Raw genomic sequence first — 16,719 nt, 5'->3', positions numbered from 1 at the left:
GGTATGAGTACAGCGCTACGGTTTCTGGTATTCGCTTTACTCAGTGTTTCGGTGGGGGTTGTTGCCAATCCTCCCGACAACATATTCACTGAGAGTGACGAGTATGTAGAACAACCTTTCGACATGGATGATGGGGAATTTGCCTCTGATAAAGTGGTTGAAGATCCTTTCTTCTCTGAGGAAGTTGTTGGAGAGCAAGAATATAGTGATGAGTTAAGCTTCTATGATTCATGGAAGCAAAGCGCGTTATTGGCTCCGGCACATTTTACCTTTCGTCACGAAATAGCTTATGGCATTAAGGATCCCAAAAGCCTCGTCATTAATCGTTCGTCTTTACGGCTGCAATGGGAAAAGGGGCAAGGGGACTACTTCTTACGATTTGATGGTAAAGCTTCTCAAGATTTTGTTTATAACAATGCTGATTTCAGCGATGAGGTGAAAGACAAATATCGTCATCAGAGTGAAATAAGAGAGTTTTATGTGCAGGCGAGTAAAGGGGCATTTAGTGCCAAGATGGGGCGGCAACTGGTGATATGGGGCAAAGCCGATGGGGGAATTGTTACTGATGTAATAAGTCCCAGAGACTTGACTGAGTCGGTGTTCACCTCAATTGAGGATGCCCGTATTGGACAAAACATGCTGGTTGTTGATGCGTATCATCATAGTATCGCATCGCAGCATCATTGGGCGTTAATAGTGATCCCGGAAATCAAGGTTAACGATCTTCCTTTAGCTGGGCATCCATATGGCATTATTAATCAGCCGTTGGCAAACATTATTGATGAACGTCCGGGAACTTCTTGGAGTCAGCCCGAAATAGGCTTACGTTGGGCTGTGACTTCGGGAAATCTGGATTGGTCGGTGATGCTTGCTGATGTTCATGAGAATAATCCGGTATTTACAATGATACAGGAACATTCTCGGGATGTGCTTGCCCTCACATATCCGCGTTATCAAATGTTGGGGGTTGGATTTAATTTGGGTTATGGCGGTTTTGTGTGGAAAGGCGAACTGGCCTTTAAAAAGAACCGACACTTCAATTCAACCATTCAGTCCGATACTGAACCTTATGAGGTGTTAGATTTTGCACTGGGGTTCGACTTTAATAGTAATGGTGCATACACACTGAGTTTAGAGCTCAGCAACCAGCATATTTATAGCTGGGATAGTCGTTTGTTAAATTTTCAACGGGATGAAACGGTCGCGTATCTCGTGTTGACCAAGCCCTGGTTAAACGAGACTCTAACAACTGTCTACACCAGTAGTGCGCATTTGCAAAATAAAGAGTCTTTCCATCGGGTTGAAGTGCAATACGATATTAGCGATAACGTTTCTACCGAAATACAGGTTGATTATTTTAATACTCACCTTCCTGATTCGTTATTCGGGCAATTAGGGGATAAGCACCGGATATCTGCTCAAATCGATTTTAACTTTTGATCTCATGCCGCAATCGGCTGTGCAAGGCGCTATCACAAGAGACAATTCCATGTTGTCTCTTGTGTAATGTCTAACTGAAGTAATCTCAGCAGCGCATAAGAAAGCGTTTTGAGTCGGTTATTCAGGCAAGCATTCATGGTGATGAGGTTGAATCTTATTCACCATAGTCGTAGCCAAATATAAATGGATATTTTTATATGAGCGGATTACCGCGTATAAAAGCTAATTTTATTCTTATCTAAATCGCGGGTGTATGCAGAAAAAACCGGGCCGCGTTCTTTAGGCTCTCCCTCACATGTTCCACCTAATTCAATAACGGCGTTATAAAGTTTTTTTACGTTTTCGGCAGACCCAACATCAAAGCCAACCATTGTCCCGTTTCCATTGGTTGCTGGCTGCTTATCAAAGGGTATAGCGATTGCGAATGTAAAATGCTCATTTTGCCAATATACCATTCTGTCTGTTGCTAAAACCTGATTAATACCAATGTTGGCAAAAAGGGAATCGTAGAATTGAGTTGCAGCGTCCATGTCGTTTGTTCCAACAACAAAATAGTTCATTTTCATATCGTTCGTCTCTTGGTTTTTAGGGGAATATTTCGGAGGGGCGGCAGCCTAGTTTAAGGAGAGTTTATTTGTCAAGTTGCTTTGCTGGTAAGGCGTAAAATATATGCAAAATTGCATCAGCCGTTGATTTTGAGGTTGTGTAGCGAAAATTTTCCTGTTTTAAATTTACCGTTAATTCATTTTTGGCATTCATTTTCAATTCTTGTTTGTCGTACAATAACGACACCTTTATAAACGTTTCAATGTTGTGAATATCCGTCCCCAGCCTCCAATTCTTTGTCTTTCTGACAGCCAGCTTCTATTCTGGAAACGTGATGGTGAGCTGTTCCTTAAACAGTTATTGCGCTATGTCCATTCACCACAACCTAAAGCGGCTTATATCGGTGCTTCTAATGGTGATATAGAAGAGTTCTTTGAATTGTTTGTTGCTGCTATGGAAGGTATTGGCATTACCGATTGTCGCATGATCAAGTCGTCATTTGATGAAGAGGATGAGCACTATTTAAGTCAGGCTGACATTGTGTTGTTGGCTGGCGGCGATGTGCTGGCCGGGTGGCAAGTGTTTGAAGAAACCGGAATGAAACAGGTTATTCTGGAGCGGCAAGAAGCGGGTGCTTTGTTAATCGGTGTATCGGCGGGTGCGATCCAATTGGGAATGCATTGGCGAGTGACGCATATGTCGGGTGCGGTTGCTTTGCTTCCCATGTTGAAGTTGCTGCCTTTTACTATTGATGTTCACGATGAAAAGCAACGTTGGCGCAATTTAAAGGATACCGTGAGTTTGAATGGCAAGGGTAATGTGCCAGAGTTTCAAGGATATGGTATTCCCAGTGGCGGAGGTTTGTTCTATTTTCCTGATGGTACGGTTCAAGCTATTCGTCATGATTTGGTACGGCTAAGTGTTGTTGATGGTGAATTGGAATACGAACAGGTACAGCCTTTAAATGAGCAGTTAACCTTTCAGATGCATTAGAGTAATTGTTTTCTCGTTGAGAACTGGTTATTGTAGGCCGCAGTTTTTCCTTACATGTCAAGAAATTGATACTCCCCTCTTTGTTATTGTCTACAATATCTCTCGATCTTCTTAATTAAAGTGGTACAATCCGCTCCCATTAAACTTAATTGTCTGACAATCTTGGTTTGAGCCTGGAGCTCATACGAAACTTATACGATGAGAAGAACTGCAGTATGACAAGAACAGAAGAACTGTTTCTCGCTTTAAGGCAACAAATTGTTGAAGGCAAGATCCCTCATGGTCACAAAATCAGTGAGCCTGAGCTTGCCAATCAATTTCAGGTAAGCCGCAGTACATTGCGTGACGCTTTAGCTCGCCTCAAGAGTATTGGATTGTTAGTCAGTCAGCCCAACGTTGGCTACAGCGTTATTTCTCTTTCCACAGAACATCTGATGGAAATTTTCTATGTCAGGGAAGCGTTGGAAGGTATGGCGTGCCGTTTGGCTGCAAGCAATATCACTCAGGAACAATTACAGAATTTGCGAGACCTGCTGGAATCCCATGAAAGTAGTGTGCAGTTAAAAAGTGGCGTGGCCTATATTCAGGAAGAGCGCGATCTGGATTTCCATTTTGTGATTGTTCAGGCAAGTCACAACCCGATGCTAATCGATCTTTTGTGCGAGAAGCTCTACTTTTTAGTTCGTATGTATCGTTATCAGTTTGGCATGGTAAGTGACCGAGCCAAGCGTGCATTTTTTGAACATCAACATATTGTACATGCATTGTCTGTTGGAGATGGGGAGCTTGCTGAGTTTCTTATGAGAAGACACATCTCGGCTTCTCGAGACAATGTTGAACGTAACCTGTTAGTTAATAAAGGAGTCATATCATGAGCAATTCTGCTGGATTGCGCTTCAGAGAAGCGTTAGAGGCAAATTCTCCGTTGCAAATCGTTGGAACGATCAATGCCTATTGCGCCATCATGGCTGAAAGAATTGGTCACAAAGCGATTTATTTGTCTGGCGGTGGTGTCGCAAATGCGTCTTATGGTTTACCTGATTTGGGTATGACCTCTTTGAATGACGTTCTAGCCGATGCAAGCCGTATTACTTCTGTTACCGATTTACCTTTGTTGGTTGATATCGACACAGGCTGGGGCGGTGCATTTAATATTGCCAAAACAGTGAAAGATATGATCCGCGCAGGTGTTGCAGCGGTTCATATTGAAGACCAGGTCGCCCAAAAGCGTTGCGGGCATCGTCCTAATAAAGAAATCGTGAGTCAGGATGAAATGGTTGACCGTATTAAAGCGGCGGTTGATGCTCGTACTGATGAAAACTTCTTCATCATGGCGCGTACCGATGCGTTTGCGCAAGAAGGCTTGGATAAAGCGATTGAGCGTGCTGCGGCTTATGTGGAAGCTGGTGCTGACGGTATTTTCGCAGAAGCGGTGAAAACGGAAGAACACTATCGTCGTTTCTCCTCTGAATTGAACGTGCCGATTTTGGCCAATATTACCGAATTTGGTCAAACCGAACTGTGGAATAGAGAACAGTTGGGCGAGTGGGGCGTTGACATGGTTCTGTATCCATTGAGTGCCTTTAGAGCCATGAACAAAGCGGCTGAAGCTGTGTATCAGAATATCCTTGAAAAAGGTGATCAACGCGATGTATTGGATACCATGCAAACGCGTATGGAATTGTACGATTACCTTAATTATCACACTTATGAGCAAAAGCTGGATGCGTTGTTTGCTCAAAATAAAAACTCGTAACCCTATTATTCATCTTTGGAGCAATTATGGCTGAAAAAACTTTATCTGGCGCTGGATTGCGTGGTCAGGTAGCAGGAAAAACGGCGTTATCAACGGTTGGCGTGTCTGGCTCAGGTCTTACATATCGTGGCTATGACGTAAAAGAATTAGCTGAAAAATGTCAGTTCGAAGAAGTTGCCTATCTTATTTTGAAAGGCAAGTTACCTAATGCAACTGAACTAGCTGATTACAAAGCCAAGTTGAAAGGCATGCGTGGCCTTCCTGATGAGTTAAAACTGGTTTTAGAAAATATTCCAAAAGATTCTCACCCAATGGATGTAATGAGAACCGGTTGCTCTATGTTAGGAAATCTGGAAACAGAAATGGATTTTTCTGAGCAGCAAGACAAAGCAGACCGCTTGTTGGCATTGTTCCCTAGCATTATTTGCTATTGGTATCGTTTTGCTCATGACGGCGTAAGAATTGAAACCGAGACGGATGATGACTCTATCGGTGGACACTTCTTGCACATGTTACACGGCAAGCCAGCTTCTGATTTGCATGTTCAGGTAATGCATGTGTCATTGATTCTGTATGCAGAGCACGAGTTCAATGCGTCTACTTTCACTGCGCGCGTGTGTGCTTCTACATTATCTGATTTGCATTCTTGTGTTACTGGCGCGATTGGTTCATTGCGTGGTCCTCTTCACGGTGGCGCAAACGAAGCTGCTATGGCAATGATTTCACAGTGGAATTCTGCTGATGAAGCTGAAGCGGGCATTATGCAGATGTTGGCTAATAAAGATAAAATCATGGGCTTTGGTCATGCTATCTACCGTGAATCAGACCCGCGTAATGAGATTATCAAAGGCTGGTCTGAGAAATTAGCGCAAGAAGTGGGTGATGATGTACTTTATCCTGTTTCTGTTCGTTGTGAAGAAGTGATGTGGCGCGAGAAGAAACTATTCTGTAACGCTGACTTTTTCCATGCCAGTGCTTATCACTTCATGGGGATTCCCACTGAATTGTTCACACCAATTTTCGTTATGTCACGTTTAACGGGCTGGGCGGGTCACGTATTTGAACAGCGTGCCGACAACCGTATTATTCGTCCTTCAGCGGAATATACGGGTGTTGACTTGCGTTCTGTTGAATCTATGGACTCAAGAGCCTAATTGTTACCAAGTTTTTTCTTGTTGGTAACAAAAGGAAATACAGCAAATGTTGGCAGGGACGCCAACATAAGCCATATTGTTTGTCTGTTGTTTTATTCCACCTAAAGGGCAAACAGGTATGTTTACATCCAATTTATTTTCACGTTTTGCGTTAATTCTCTTATTCACCGCTTCTTTTCCATTTACTGCATTGGCAAACACTTCAAATCAAAGCTCACATTCAATTCCTAACCAAATCGGGGTGTTGGGGCATGGGCGCATTAGTGTGGAGCCTGATTTGTTTCATTTTAATGTGCTATTGGAAGAGAAAGGTACATTGGTCACTAAACTTAATCAGGTGTTGTCCAGTAAAAGTGAGAACATTGTTAACGAATTGGTTAAAGGTGGAGTGAACATTCAGGATATACAGTCCATGCATGTTCAATTGCAACCTTGGTACGAATACACCAACAATCGAAGAGAACAGCTTGGTTTTTCTCTGACTCGGGTGATTAAGGTCAGAGTTAAGGAAATAAGTAAGTTTGATCAGTTAATTGATCGAATAATCAAGGCTGGGGCTACGGGTATAGAGGACTTTCATTATTCAGTTTCTCAACCGCAAATGAATTATCTGGATGCGCTGGATTTAGCCATTGTTGATGCACGCTTAAGAGCTGAGCGTATTGCCAATGGTATAAAAGCTAAAGTTGGAGATGTTATTAGCGTTACTGAAAGAGGCGTTTCCAGTGTTGTACCACTTAAAGCACAGCGCATGGAGCTTGCTGATAGCAGCGGTGGTTATGTGCCAGGACAGGTGGATATAACGGCTGAAGTAGAAGTGATTTTTGAGTTGAAAAAATGACACTGAACGCCATATAGGGGTAATCCTGGATATATAGAGAAAATCAGTTGCATTTGTCCGGGATTTGAGTCTAATAACGGCTCGCTGAAATCGAGCATTGACTTGAATATTTATTAATCAGAGTTTTGTTATGGCTAAAAGTAAAGCGCAACTATATGAAGAATTAGTCCTGGAAACATCGGGCTTGCTAGAAGGTGAAACGGACATGATAGCCAACCTGGCTAATGTGAGCGCTTTGATTTGGAATAAGTTGCCACAAGTAAATTGGGCTGGTTTTTATCTTTTAAAAGGCGATGAATTGGTCTTGGGACCATTTCAGGGCAAACCTGCTTGCGTAAGAATTCCCATTGGCAGAGGGGTGTGTGGAACTGCTGCTAAAACCCTTAAGCCGCAACTTATTGCTGACGTGCATCAGTTTGAAGGACATATCGCCTGTGACCAGGCTTCTAACTCAGAACTTGTGATACCGGTTATCGTAAAGGGTGAGTTGAAAGGTGTACTTGATCTTGATAGTCCGGATTTTGCCCGTTTTGACAAGGAAGACCTGAGTGGTCTTCAACAAGTCGTTAATATTGTTCAGGATAGCTTATCTTGAAATCATTGATCGACATTCACGTTGCTCTCTCAACCCCAGACGATATGGACGTTTGGGATGACCGTGCAGAGGAAGCCTCGGATCGTTTAAATGACTTGCTATTTATGCTCTACGATCGCGCTGATGATGACTCATCAGTCGAGCAATTAGAGAAGCAAATCCAAAAAGTATGGGAAATCTGGCTTGAAGATGAACATTTATTGGATATTGATATGCAAGATTTAAGTGATTGGGTTGACCATTTGCTGGCAACTTGGGATGATGCAGATTCCTATGAACCTGAATAAACTTGATACTGTATCTGATGGATAGTCCTGAGAAGTTTTCCAATAGCAAAGAAGTGATTGCATTTCTTGTTGAATCTTTCCCAATGTGTTTCTCTCTTGAGGGAGAAGCAAAACCCTTAAAAATAGGTATTTTCCAGGAATTGGCTGAAGCGCTCAAAGATGAAAAGCGTTTAAGCAAGACCTTGTTGCGTAGTTCTTTGCGCCACTACACCAGTAGCTGGCGTTACCTGCATTCCGTTAAAGAAGGTTCTAATCGTGTTGATTTGAAAGGCGATGTGGCGGAAGTGGTTGAAAAAGAACATGCTGATCATGCCTTGTTACAACTTAAAGAGAGTAAACAAAAGGTTGCTGAACGCCGTAAACAAGAGGCACCTAAAGCTAAAAATGTTAAGAAAAAGGACAATTTTAAGCAAAAAGGTGACAATCCCACTAAACTGAATGGAACTTCTGCGCAAAAATCCAGACCCAATAAAGAAGTGCCTCAGAAGTTATTACCCGAGCAATTGGTTGCTGGAACAGAAGTCACAGTAAAAGTGGGTAAGGTTCCAATGCCTGCAGTGATAACTAAAGTTGGTAAGGATGGTATTCAAGTGCAACTACAATCTGGAATGCAAATTAAGGTTCAAGAGGATACGTTGCGTTTGGCTCGTGCTAAAAGGTCATAATATGAAAAACCTGTATCGCATCTCGGTAGCTTCTGCTTTTTTAGCGTTAAGTTCTGGTGCTGGTGCCGTTAATCCGGCTCCCTCAAATTTTGAGATCCCTGTATTGCAGCAAGAGACACAGCATGCTGTGGCAGCTAAGCGTACATCAGCTCAGTTTTTGCGTACCCACTTTAAAAAGATAGAACTCGATGATGCCTTTTCAGGTGTGATTTATGATCGTTACTTAAAGTCCCTCGATTCAAGCAAGAGCATTTATCTAAAATCCGATGTTCTTGAATTGCAGAAGTATCGAGACAGTTTTGATGAAGCGTTGCTTAAAGGCAATTTAACCAATGCTTACAAAATGTATCAGAGCAATTTGGAAAAGCGGGTGGAGCGATATCAGTTTGCTTTGTCCTTGCTGGAAAAAGGCTTTGATTTCAATAAAGCGGATGACAAGTATTACTACGACAGGGAAGACGCTGATTGGGCGAAAGATAAAGCTGAATTAGATGAGCTTTGGCGTCAGCGTGTTAAATATGATGCGTTGAACCTTAAACTGGCAGGAAAAAACAAGGACGAAATTAAAGACTTACTTGAAAAACGTTATCAACGAGCGTTAAAACGCTTGTCTCAAACCAAAAGTGAAGACGTTTTTCAAACTGTCATGAATGCGTTTGCTCGTAGCATTGAAGCGCATACCAGTTATTTATCTCCCCAAAGTGCTGATCGCTTTAACATGGAGATGAACTTATCTTTTGAAGGGATTGGTGCGGTATTACAGGTGGAAGATGACTTTACGGTGATCCGTAGCATTATTCCTGGTGGCCCTGCAGATCTATCCAATAAATTAAAACCGAAAGATAAAATTATTGGTGTTGCCCAGGATGGCGAAGATTTCGTTGATGTTATTGGTTGGCGTCTTGATGAAGTTGTTGACTTGATTAAAGGTCCTAAAGGCACAGATATTCGTTTGCAGGTACTGAAACCTTCTCAGGAAGGCGAGCCAATGGTACTGAACTTGACTCGCGACAAAATAAAACTGGAAGACAGGGAAGCCAAATCCAAAGTTGTTATTCCTGAATCTGGCTCACATCAGGGTAGAAAAGTGGGGGTGATAAGCATTCCTTCTTTCTATAACAACCTCAGTGTTGACGTTAAAAGAGAGATTGATGCACTTAAAACTCAAGATGTTGAAGGCATTATTGTCGATTTGCGTGGCAATGGCGGCGGTTCTTTAACGGAAGCCATTTTGGTGTCTGGCCTGTTTATTGATAGTGGCCCGGTTGTTCAGGTGCGCAACGCTGCAGACCGTATTAATGTGCATAATGATACTGATGGTGAAATTTATTATTCCGGCCCTTTAACAGTGTTGGTTGATCGTTATAGTGCATCAGCTTCAGAGATTTTCGCAGCGGCAATGCAGGATTACGGTAGAGCCTTGATTGTTGGTGAGCAAACCTTTGGTAAGGGGACTGTACAACAGCATAGAGGTTTGGGACGTATTTATGATTTGTATAGTAATCCTCTAGGTCATGTGCAGTACACTATCGCCAAATTTTATCGAATTAATGGTGATAGCACTCAACATAAAGGTGTAATTCCTGACATCCTTTTACCTAGCCCTATAGATGCGGCTGAATGGGGTGAGAGTCAGGAAGAAAATGCCTTGCCGTGGGACACTATTGAGCGAGCCAATTACGCTACATTTGGCGATCCTGAAACGGCTTTGAATCAGGTTGAAAAGCTACATGAGAAGAGAGTGTCTGCTGATCCTGAGTTTGCTTACATTTATGCTGATATTCAGGAATACAAGGAATTAAAGGACAAGAATTACTTTTCTTTGGTTGAGTCTGAGCGCTTAGCGCAAAAAGATGAGCGTGAGAAGAAAGATTTACAACGTGCAAACGAACGTTTGAAGCGTATGGGTAAAGAACCCGTTGCTTCGTTGGATGACTTGCCTGAAGATTTTGAAAGTCTGGACGCGTATCTTGATGAAACAGCACAAATTACTTTGGATGTTATTCAGACGGGTAAGTATGCCGTGAACACCAATTCCTGATTCAGAAGATCATATTGATTCCAAAAGCGAGCTCAAGTGGCTCGCTTTTTTGTGTCTGGTGAAAATTAGGAATGAGAGCCGGGGAGAGTGATTAATCGTCGTTTGGTAATAAATATCCTGATATGAGCTCAACTTCTCACATATTGATATCCATGAACCGAAAAGTTTGCATATTTGTATACAAATAATTTCAGTATAAATCTGTTAAATATTAGTTAAATTGGGTAGCATCACCGCTCTTTGTAAGCACGTCCTGATAATTACAACAATCAGCACCAGGAACTCTGCATGGCATCATTGATATTTGGAAATGGGTTCAGTGTGTCGCTATTGAAATATCAATGAATAGAGTTATGAGCCTGATTGCAATAAATGGGTAGAGATTAATGAATAATAGGGGTGAGTTTTCCTCCAGGTTGGGATTTATTCTGGCTGCGGCTGGGTCGGCTGTTGGATTAGGAAATATATGGGGATTCCCCACTCAGGTGGCCAGTAATGGTGGTGCCGCTTTTGTTTTGGTGTACCTGGTTTTAGCTTTCTTGCTGGCTTATCCGGTACTGATGGCTGAATTGGTGATTGGTCGAGCAACGCGTTCAAATACGGTTGACGCTCTGGAAAAAATATCGGGCTCAAAATGGGCTAGAGGTGTTGGTTTTTGGGGCTTTATCACAGTTTCATTGATTCTTTCCTTTTATGCCATTGTAGCAGGTTGGATGATTGCCTACTGTATTAAGGCGCTGACCGATATTCTAGGCATGGTTGAAATTTCGACCTGGTTGACTGAATTCTCTTCATTACGTAATTGCTTATTTAGCACTTTGTTTATCATTATGACTGCCGGGATTGTCAATGGCGGCGTGAGTGATGGAATTGAAAAATGGTCTGTACGTTTAATGCCGACCCTCTTTTTAATCATTGGCGTACTTATCGTCTATGTTGCGACTCTGGATGGTGCAGGTGAAGGGTTAAAAGCCTATTTGCAACCTGATTTCTCTGCTGTTTTTAATGCCGATTTGCTTATTAGCGCCATGGGGCAAGCGTTTTTCTCTATGTCGTTGGGTGTTGGGACTATGTTGGTCTACGCCTCTTACGTGAGTGATAAGGAAAACCTGCCAATGTTAGGTGCTTCAGTTGCATTGGTTGATATTGGTGTGGCGATTCTGGCTGGTTTGTTAATTATTCCTGCTATGTACGTGGCACTGCACAACGGTGTTCAAATCTTTAATGATTCCGGAGAGTTGATCGAAGGTGGGCAGCTTATTCTTACTGTACTTCCTGCCACCTTTGAAACGATGGGGTCTATTGGCAATATTATTGCTTTTGCTTTCTTCGCCTTAATGATTATTGCCTCGTTAACGTCTTCTATTTCCATGCTTGAAGTCCCAGTGTCTTACGTTGTGGAAGACATGGATATCAACCGTCATAAAGCGGTTTGGGTTATTGCTGCGGTAATCGCGATTGTCAGCTGTATTATTGCCATCAACTTTGAGACCTTGTTTGAGTTGGTGGTGTCGATGACCACTGAATACAGCCAGCCTCTGCTTGGCTTAACGCTATGTGTGTTTGTCGGTTGGTTGTGGAATCGAAATAGTAAGTTGGAAGAATTGAAAAAAGGCTATGACAATATAGAACAAAGCCTGTTTTGGAAAATTTGGCCTTGGTATGTGAAATTTGTCTGCCCGGTTATTATTTTGATGATGTTTATCCACTCATTGTAGACAAGTTCATTTCAATCTGGTGGTGAACTGATATACATTTGCAGTTCACCGCTGTCAGCGTTTTCCTCAAGAAGTATAAAAAGAGTTCAGCTAATGACTAAAACACATAAAGAACCATCGCTACTCGACTCCCTTATTCCCATCGTTATTCTGGTTATCATGCTATCGTTTTCCGTGATTTTATTCGGTAGCGATTCCTCTTATGGCCCTAATCAGATTGCCTTGCTTTTGGCGATGGGTATCAGCGCAATAATCGGATTAAAGAATGGCTTTAAATGGCATGAAATTGAAGACGGAATTGTGAGAGGGATCACGGTTTCTCTTGGTGCGATTCTGATCCTGCTGGCCGTTGGTTCGTTAATTGGGACATGGTTATTGTCGGGAACTGTACCGACACTGATTTACTTTGGTTTACAGTTGCTTGAGCCTTCATTGTTCTACGCCGCATCAAGCATTATATGTGCAATTGTGGCTATGAGTATTGGCAGCAGCTGGACAACGGCTGCAACTGTAGGTGTTGCTTTAATGGGCGTTGCCAATGGTATGGGAATGGACGAAGCCATTACCGCTGGCGCAATCGTATCGGGCGCCTATTTTGGCGATAAAATCTCTCCCTTATCTGAAACAACTAATCTGGCACCTGCGGTAGCCGGGACAGATTTGTTTGAACATATTCGTTACATGCTTTGGACGACCATTCCCAGTATTTTAATTGCGTGGGGCTTGTTTGTTATTGTCGGTATAAATGGCGCTTCTAATGCGTCTTCTGAGCGTATTGAAGAAATGCAGGCGTTGTTAGAGCAGGAATTTAATATTGGCTGGCCAATGTTGATCCCATTATTTGTTTTGCTGACTTTAGCTATACGCAAAATGCCTGCATTTCCTGCGGTTTCTATCGGCGCTCTACTTGGTGGTATTTGGGCGATTATCTTCCAGCCAGATGTGATTAATGATGTTGCCAGCCGTAGCGGCATGGAAAGTTATGGTGGTATTACTGTGGTGTGGAAAACCCTGTATGCCGGGGTTGAGTTCAATACGTCTAATGCTGATTTGAACGACCTTCTGAGCGGTGGCGGTATGGCCAATATGTTGAATACTATTTGGCTGATTATGTGTGCATTAACCTTTGGTTCGGTACTGGAAAAAGTGGGGTTGTTGAAGCGCGCTGTGAGCGCTTTCCTAAAAGGTGCAACTTCGGCAGGAGACATGGTAACGCGCACCATTCTAACCTGTTTTGGTACGAACCTGATTACAGCTGATCAGTACATGTCTATCATCATGCCGGGTCGTATGTATAAAGATGAATTTAAAAAGCGTGGCCTACACCAGTTGAATTTGTCTCGTAGTCTGGAAGATGGGGGAACGCTGACGTCTCCGTTAATTCCCTGGAATACCTGTGGCGCTTATATGCACAGCGTATTGGCGGTTCATCCTTTTGAGTATATTTTCTACACCTTCTTTAACTTGATAAATCCTGTTTTAGCCATCATTTATGCTTTTGTTGGAATAAAAATCCTACGCTTGGATCCACCCGAGGCATTTTCACAGGAAATGCCGGACAAGCTGAACCAAACTATAGAAAGCAAAACGAATTAGGCTGATATCAGGAGTTTATTGATGAGTGATGAGCGTTCTGTTACCTCTAACGCCCCGATAGCAAAAAAGCGTAGCGATTATCAAGTCCCCGATTTCTTTATCGAACAGGTGGATATGACATTTTGGTTAGAACCGAGCGAAACTCGGGTACTTACCAAAAGTAAAGTGCGCCGCAATGGTGATCACCAACGACCTTTAGTGCTTGATGGTGATGATCTTGAATTGTTGAAGGTTTCTATCAATGGCATTGGTATCAATACTTATCAATGTTCAGAGAAACAGTTGAGCATTGCTTACGATGCCAATGAATTTGAGTTGGAAATTGAAACTCAGATAAACCCAGCCAGTAATACCAGCCTGGAAGGTTTGTATTTATCTAACAATACCTTCAGCACTCAATGTGAAGCGGAAGGCTTTCGCAAAATTACCTATTTCCTCGACAGGCCAGACGTATTGGCAACCTATCAGGTAACTGTTCACGCAGATAAGCAAAAGTATCCTTATCTGTTATCCAACGGTAATTGCATAGCAAAAGGTGAGGGCGACAACGGAACTCATTGGGTAACCTGGCAAGATCCTTTTAAAAAGCCATGTTATCTGTTTGCGCTGGTCGCGGGTGATTTCGACTTGGTTGAAGATAAGTTTGTCACTCAGTCTGGTCGTACTATTGATTTACAGTTTTTCGTAGATAAGGGCAATGCAAGCCGAGCTGGGCATGCCGTTGAGTCTTTGAAAAAAGCCATGCGTTGGGATGAAGAGACCTTTGGTCTGGAATATGATCTGGATATCTACATGGTTGTCGCCGTGGATTTCTTCAACATGGGCGCGATGGAAAACAAGGGATTGAACATCTTTAACAGTAAGTGTGTTCTGGCTGATCCTGAATCCGCGACCGATGAAGATTATTTCAATATTGAATCCATTATTGGACATGAATACTTTCACAATTGGACAGGTAACAGAGTGACCTGTCGCGATTGGTTTCAGCTGAGTTTAAAAGAAGGGCTAACGGTATTTCGGGATCAACAGTTCAGTTCTGATATGTCTTCACCGGTAACGACGCGTATTAGTCAGGTTAAGTTGATCAAAGAACGTCAGTTTGCAGAAGATTCCGGCCCAATGTCTCATCCTATTCGCCCTGACGAAGTCATTGAAATGAATAACTTTTATACGGTGACGGTTTACGACAAAGGCGCGGAAGTTATTCGTATGATGCATACCATGTTAGGTAAAGACGGATTCCGTCGAGGCATGGATTTGTATTTCGAGCGTCATGATGGGCAGGCTGTTACCTGTGATGATTTCGTTAATGCTATGCAAGATGCCAACAATGTGGATATGAGCTTGTTCCGTCGTTGGTATGGGCAGTCGGGTACGCCCGAGGTGTCTGTGAAAGAGATTTATGACGCTGAACAACAGATTTATCGTATTGAGTTAAGCCAGCATACGCCAAAAACAGCGGATCAGGCGCATAAACAGGTATTGCATATTCCGGTGGATATGATGCTGTTGAATGCTCGGGGTGAAGCAGAGGCTCTGGATCAGGATGGCAACACATCAACCGTGCTGGATTTATGTGAATCAAAGCAGTCTTTTGAGTTCCATGGCATAAAAGAAAAGCCTGTACTGGATATTTTCAGAAGCTTTAGTGCGCCTGTAAAAGTTCACTTTGAGCAATCAACGCAGGATATGGCAGCGATAATGTTGCATGCCCGTGATGATTTTTCTCGCTGGGAAGCCAGTCAAAGCCTGTTCACCAATGCGATTCTGGATGGAGTTAAACATCAGGGAGTCATTGCTGATAACAAAATTGCCTTCATTCTGGATTGCCTTCAACAATTGCTTCAAAACAAACCTGATGATTTTGCGTTATTGGGTGAAATGTTATCTGTGCCCAGTTACGATAGTTTGGCGCAGAAGATGGCTGTTGTTGATGTTGAGGGGATCCTTGCTTCCCGTCAGCTAATGCAGGATAGCATTGCTGATGCATTAGTTGATGAACTCCATGCGGCTTATAGCTTATGCAGAAATGACGGATATGCCTATCAACAGGAGCAAATTGCTAATCGACGTCTAAGTAATGTGTGTTTGACTTATTTGGCGAAAGGCCAACAAGGAGAGTCATTGCTACTGCAACAGTTTGAACGCTCCGACAACATGACCGATACCTTGGGCGTACTTAAAGCCGCTCGCCGATATAATGTCCCTGTTTTTGAAAAGCTGATGTCTCAGTTTGAAAGCAAGTGGCATGATGATGTGTTGGTGCTGGATAAGTGGTTTAGCCTTCACGCAGGAGCTGAAACTGATGATATTTTGGCCAAGCTCGATTTGTTGACGGCTCATGCGCATTACAGTAACAGTAATCCAAACCGGATCCGGGCTGTAGTTGGAACATTTGCCTTCTTTAATACTTCGGGATTCCACAACATGAATGGTAGTGGATATCGTTACGTTGCTGATGCAATTATTCAGCTTAATCGTATTAATCCTCAAGTTGCCTCTCGTCTTATTACACCGTTAAGTGAATGGCAGCGTTATGGCGAAGATAGACAAGATTTGATGAAAGGGGAGTTATTACGTATAGCTGATCAGCCTCATTTAAGTCCCGACTTATATGAAAAAGTCAGCAAGGCATTACATTTTTAACAAAACTGATTGATGCCATGGCGACATACTTTTTCAATATCAGTTTAAGCTATCCTGAATGTGAGAATTTATACCAGCCCGGTATTAACTCAGTTCTTATTCGTTCTGAATCAGGGGAGCGTGTTCAGCTCCCTACCTCTAATTTACGTCCATTTGTTAGCCGAATCGGGATCAAAGGGCGTTTTCGACTTGTGATAAATGCGCAAAATAAAGTAGAGTCCTTCGAAAAAATAGCGTGAGTCGAATCCTTTAGTTTTTATTTTACAGCCACTTACCCTAAGATAGGGGAAGTATCTGCAACTGGTAGGATTTGTTCTTGCGAAAGCATTAAAATGATGTAATTATTTTGTTAACCATTTTCAGTGTGGTATTTGACTAAATTTCGCACGCGAAATCTGGTTTTGGCTAATGTGAACGTTTGAGTGTCTGATCAAATGATTA

Annotated in this window: 16 protein-coding genes; 14 read left to right on the top strand and 2 right to left on the bottom strand. The window is 42.6% G+C overall.

Annotated features, from left to right (window positions below; translation table 11 throughout):
- Positions 1-3: 3 nt before the first annotated feature.
- Positions 4-1,440, top strand: a complete 1,437-nt coding sequence (locus KIH87_RS10425) for a DUF1302 family protein (protein WP_232357832.1) — start codon at positions 4-6, stop codon at positions 1,438-1,440.
- Between the two features lie 206 nt (positions 1,441-1,646).
- Here the strand turns inward: KIH87_RS10425 and KIH87_RS10420 are convergent, their stop codons facing one another.
- Positions 1,647-2,006, bottom strand: coding sequence for a VOC family protein (locus tag KIH87_RS10420; protein ID WP_232357831.1), 360 nt, complete (start codon positions 2,004-2,006; stop codon positions 1,647-1,649).
- 64 nt (positions 2,007-2,070) lie between these two features.
- Positions 2,071-2,223 carry a hypothetical protein gene (locus tag KIH87_RS10415; RefSeq protein ID WP_232357830.1) on the bottom strand — a complete coding sequence of 51 codons (153 nt, stop codon included), beginning with the start codon at positions 2,221-2,223 and terminating at the stop codon, positions 2,071-2,073.
- A gap of 30 nt (positions 2,224-2,253) precedes the next feature.
- On the opposite strand from KIH87_RS10415, the gene KIH87_RS10410 reads away from it, so the two are divergent.
- The 13 genes from KIH87_RS10410 (at position 2,254) to KIH87_RS10350 (ending at position 16,517) form a co-directional block, all read left to right on the top strand.
- A complete protein-coding gene (locus tag KIH87_RS10410) occupies positions 2,254-2,979 on the top strand; it encodes a Type 1 glutamine amidotransferase-like domain-containing protein (protein ID WP_232357829.1) in 726 nt (241 codons plus the stop codon).
- A 215-nt stretch (positions 2,980-3,194) separates the two neighbouring features.
- Positions 3,195-3,854, top strand: coding sequence for a GntR family transcriptional regulator (locus KIH87_RS10405; RefSeq protein ID WP_232357828.1), 660 nt, complete (start codon positions 3,195-3,197; stop codon positions 3,852-3,854).
- Entirely contained in the window at positions 3,851-4,735 is an 885-nt protein-coding gene (gene prpB / locus KIH87_RS10400; RefSeq protein ID WP_232357827.1) for a methylisocitrate lyase, read from the top strand. The genes KIH87_RS10405 and prpB overlap by 4 nt, the downstream gene beginning before the upstream one ends.
- A gap of 26 nt (positions 4,736-4,761) precedes the next feature.
- Positions 4,762-5,889, top strand: coding sequence for a bifunctional 2-methylcitrate synthase/citrate synthase (gene prpC, locus KIH87_RS10395; RefSeq protein ID WP_232357826.1), 1,128 nt, complete (start codon positions 4,762-4,764; stop codon positions 5,887-5,889).
- A gap of 118 nt (positions 5,890-6,007) precedes the next feature.
- Positions 6,008-6,730: an SIMPL domain-containing protein gene (locus KIH87_RS10390; protein WP_232357825.1), complete on the top strand. Its 723-nt coding sequence runs from the start codon at positions 6,008-6,010 to the stop codon at positions 6,728-6,730.
- A gap of 130 nt (positions 6,731-6,860) precedes the next feature.
- Entirely contained in the window at positions 6,861-7,325 is a 465-nt protein-coding gene (locus tag KIH87_RS10385; RefSeq protein ID WP_232357824.1) for a GAF domain-containing protein, read from the top strand.
- Entirely contained in the window at positions 7,322-7,612 is a 291-nt protein-coding gene (locus tag KIH87_RS10380) for a hypothetical protein (RefSeq protein WP_232357823.1), read from the top strand. The genes KIH87_RS10385 and KIH87_RS10380 overlap by 4 nt, the downstream gene beginning before the upstream one ends.
- Before the next feature lie 17 nt (positions 7,613-7,629).
- Positions 7,630-8,277: an RNA chaperone ProQ gene (gene proQ, locus KIH87_RS10375; RefSeq protein WP_232357822.1), complete on the top strand. Its 648-nt coding sequence runs from the start codon at positions 7,630-7,632 to the stop codon at positions 8,275-8,277.
- A gap of 1 nt (position 8,278) precedes the next feature.
- Complete coding sequence (gene prc / locus KIH87_RS10370) at positions 8,279-10,318, top strand: carboxy terminal-processing peptidase (protein WP_232357821.1); 2,040 nt, start codon at positions 8,279-8,281, stop codon at positions 10,316-10,318.
- A gap of 386 nt (positions 10,319-10,704) precedes the next feature.
- On the top strand, positions 10,705-12,036 hold the full coding sequence (locus KIH87_RS10365; protein ID WP_232357820.1) for a sodium-dependent transporter: 1,332 nt from the start codon (positions 10,705-10,707) through the stop codon (positions 12,034-12,036).
- Between the two features lie 93 nt (positions 12,037-12,129).
- Positions 12,130-13,632, top strand: coding sequence for a Na+/H+ antiporter NhaC (gene nhaC, locus KIH87_RS10360; RefSeq protein ID WP_232357819.1), 1,503 nt, complete (start codon positions 12,130-12,132; stop codon positions 13,630-13,632).
- Between the two features lie 21 nt (positions 13,633-13,653).
- On the top strand, positions 13,654-16,278 hold the full coding sequence (pepN, locus tag KIH87_RS10355; protein WP_232357818.1) for an aminopeptidase N: 2,625 nt from the start codon (positions 13,654-13,656) through the stop codon (positions 16,276-16,278).
- Positions 16,279-16,295: 17 nt separating this feature from the next.
- A complete protein-coding gene (locus KIH87_RS10350) occupies positions 16,296-16,517 on the top strand; it encodes a DUF2835 family protein (protein ID WP_232357817.1) in 222 nt (73 codons plus the stop codon).
- The last annotated feature ends 202 nt before the right edge of the window (positions 16,518-16,719 follow it).

Origin of the sequence: Paraneptunicella aestuarii, from assembly GCF_019900845.1 — a bacterium.
Classification (GTDB): domain Bacteria; phylum Pseudomonadota; class Gammaproteobacteria; order Enterobacterales; family Alteromonadaceae; genus Paraneptunicella; species Paraneptunicella aestuarii.
The sequence above is the reverse complement of the archived record's forward strand: the minus strand, read 5'-3'. Positions and strand labels throughout refer to the sequence as shown.

Coding starts and splice junctions, on each gene's coding strand:
- KIH87_RS10425 (WP_232357832.1), top strand. CDS start 4: ATGAGTACAGCGCTACGGTTTCTGGTATTCGCTTTACTCAGTGTTTCG.
- KIH87_RS10420 (WP_232357831.1), bottom strand. CDS start 2,006: ATGAAAATGAACTATTTTGTTGTTGGAACAAACGACATGGACGCTGCA.
- KIH87_RS10405 (WP_232357828.1), top strand. CDS start 3,195: ATGACAAGAACAGAAGAACTGTTTCTCGCTTTAAGGCAACAAATTGTT.
- prpB (WP_232357827.1), top strand. CDS start 3,851: ATGAGCAATTCTGCTGGATTGCGCTTCAGAGAAGCGTTAGAGGCAAAT.
- prpC (WP_232357826.1), top strand. CDS start 4,762: ATGGCTGAAAAAACTTTATCTGGCGCTGGATTGCGTGGTCAGGTAGCA.
- KIH87_RS10390 (WP_232357825.1), top strand. CDS start 6,008: ATGTTTACATCCAATTTATTTTCACGTTTTGCGTTAATTCTCTTATTC.
- KIH87_RS10385 (WP_232357824.1), top strand. CDS start 6,861: ATGGCTAAAAGTAAAGCGCAACTATATGAAGAATTAGTCCTGGAAACA.
- proQ (WP_232357822.1), top strand. CDS start 7,630: ATGGATAGTCCTGAGAAGTTTTCCAATAGCAAAGAAGTGATTGCATTT.
- prc (WP_232357821.1), top strand. CDS start 8,279: ATGAAAAACCTGTATCGCATCTCGGTAGCTTCTGCTTTTTTAGCGTTA.
- KIH87_RS10365 (WP_232357820.1), top strand. CDS start 10,705: ATGAATAATAGGGGTGAGTTTTCCTCCAGGTTGGGATTTATTCTGGCT.
- nhaC (WP_232357819.1), top strand. CDS start 12,130: ATGACTAAAACACATAAAGAACCATCGCTACTCGACTCCCTTATTCCC.
- pepN (WP_232357818.1), top strand. CDS start 13,654: ATGAGTGATGAGCGTTCTGTTACCTCTAACGCCCCGATAGCAAAAAAG.
- KIH87_RS10350 (WP_232357817.1), top strand. CDS start 16,296: ATGGCGACATACTTTTTCAATATCAGTTTAAGCTATCCTGAATGTGAG.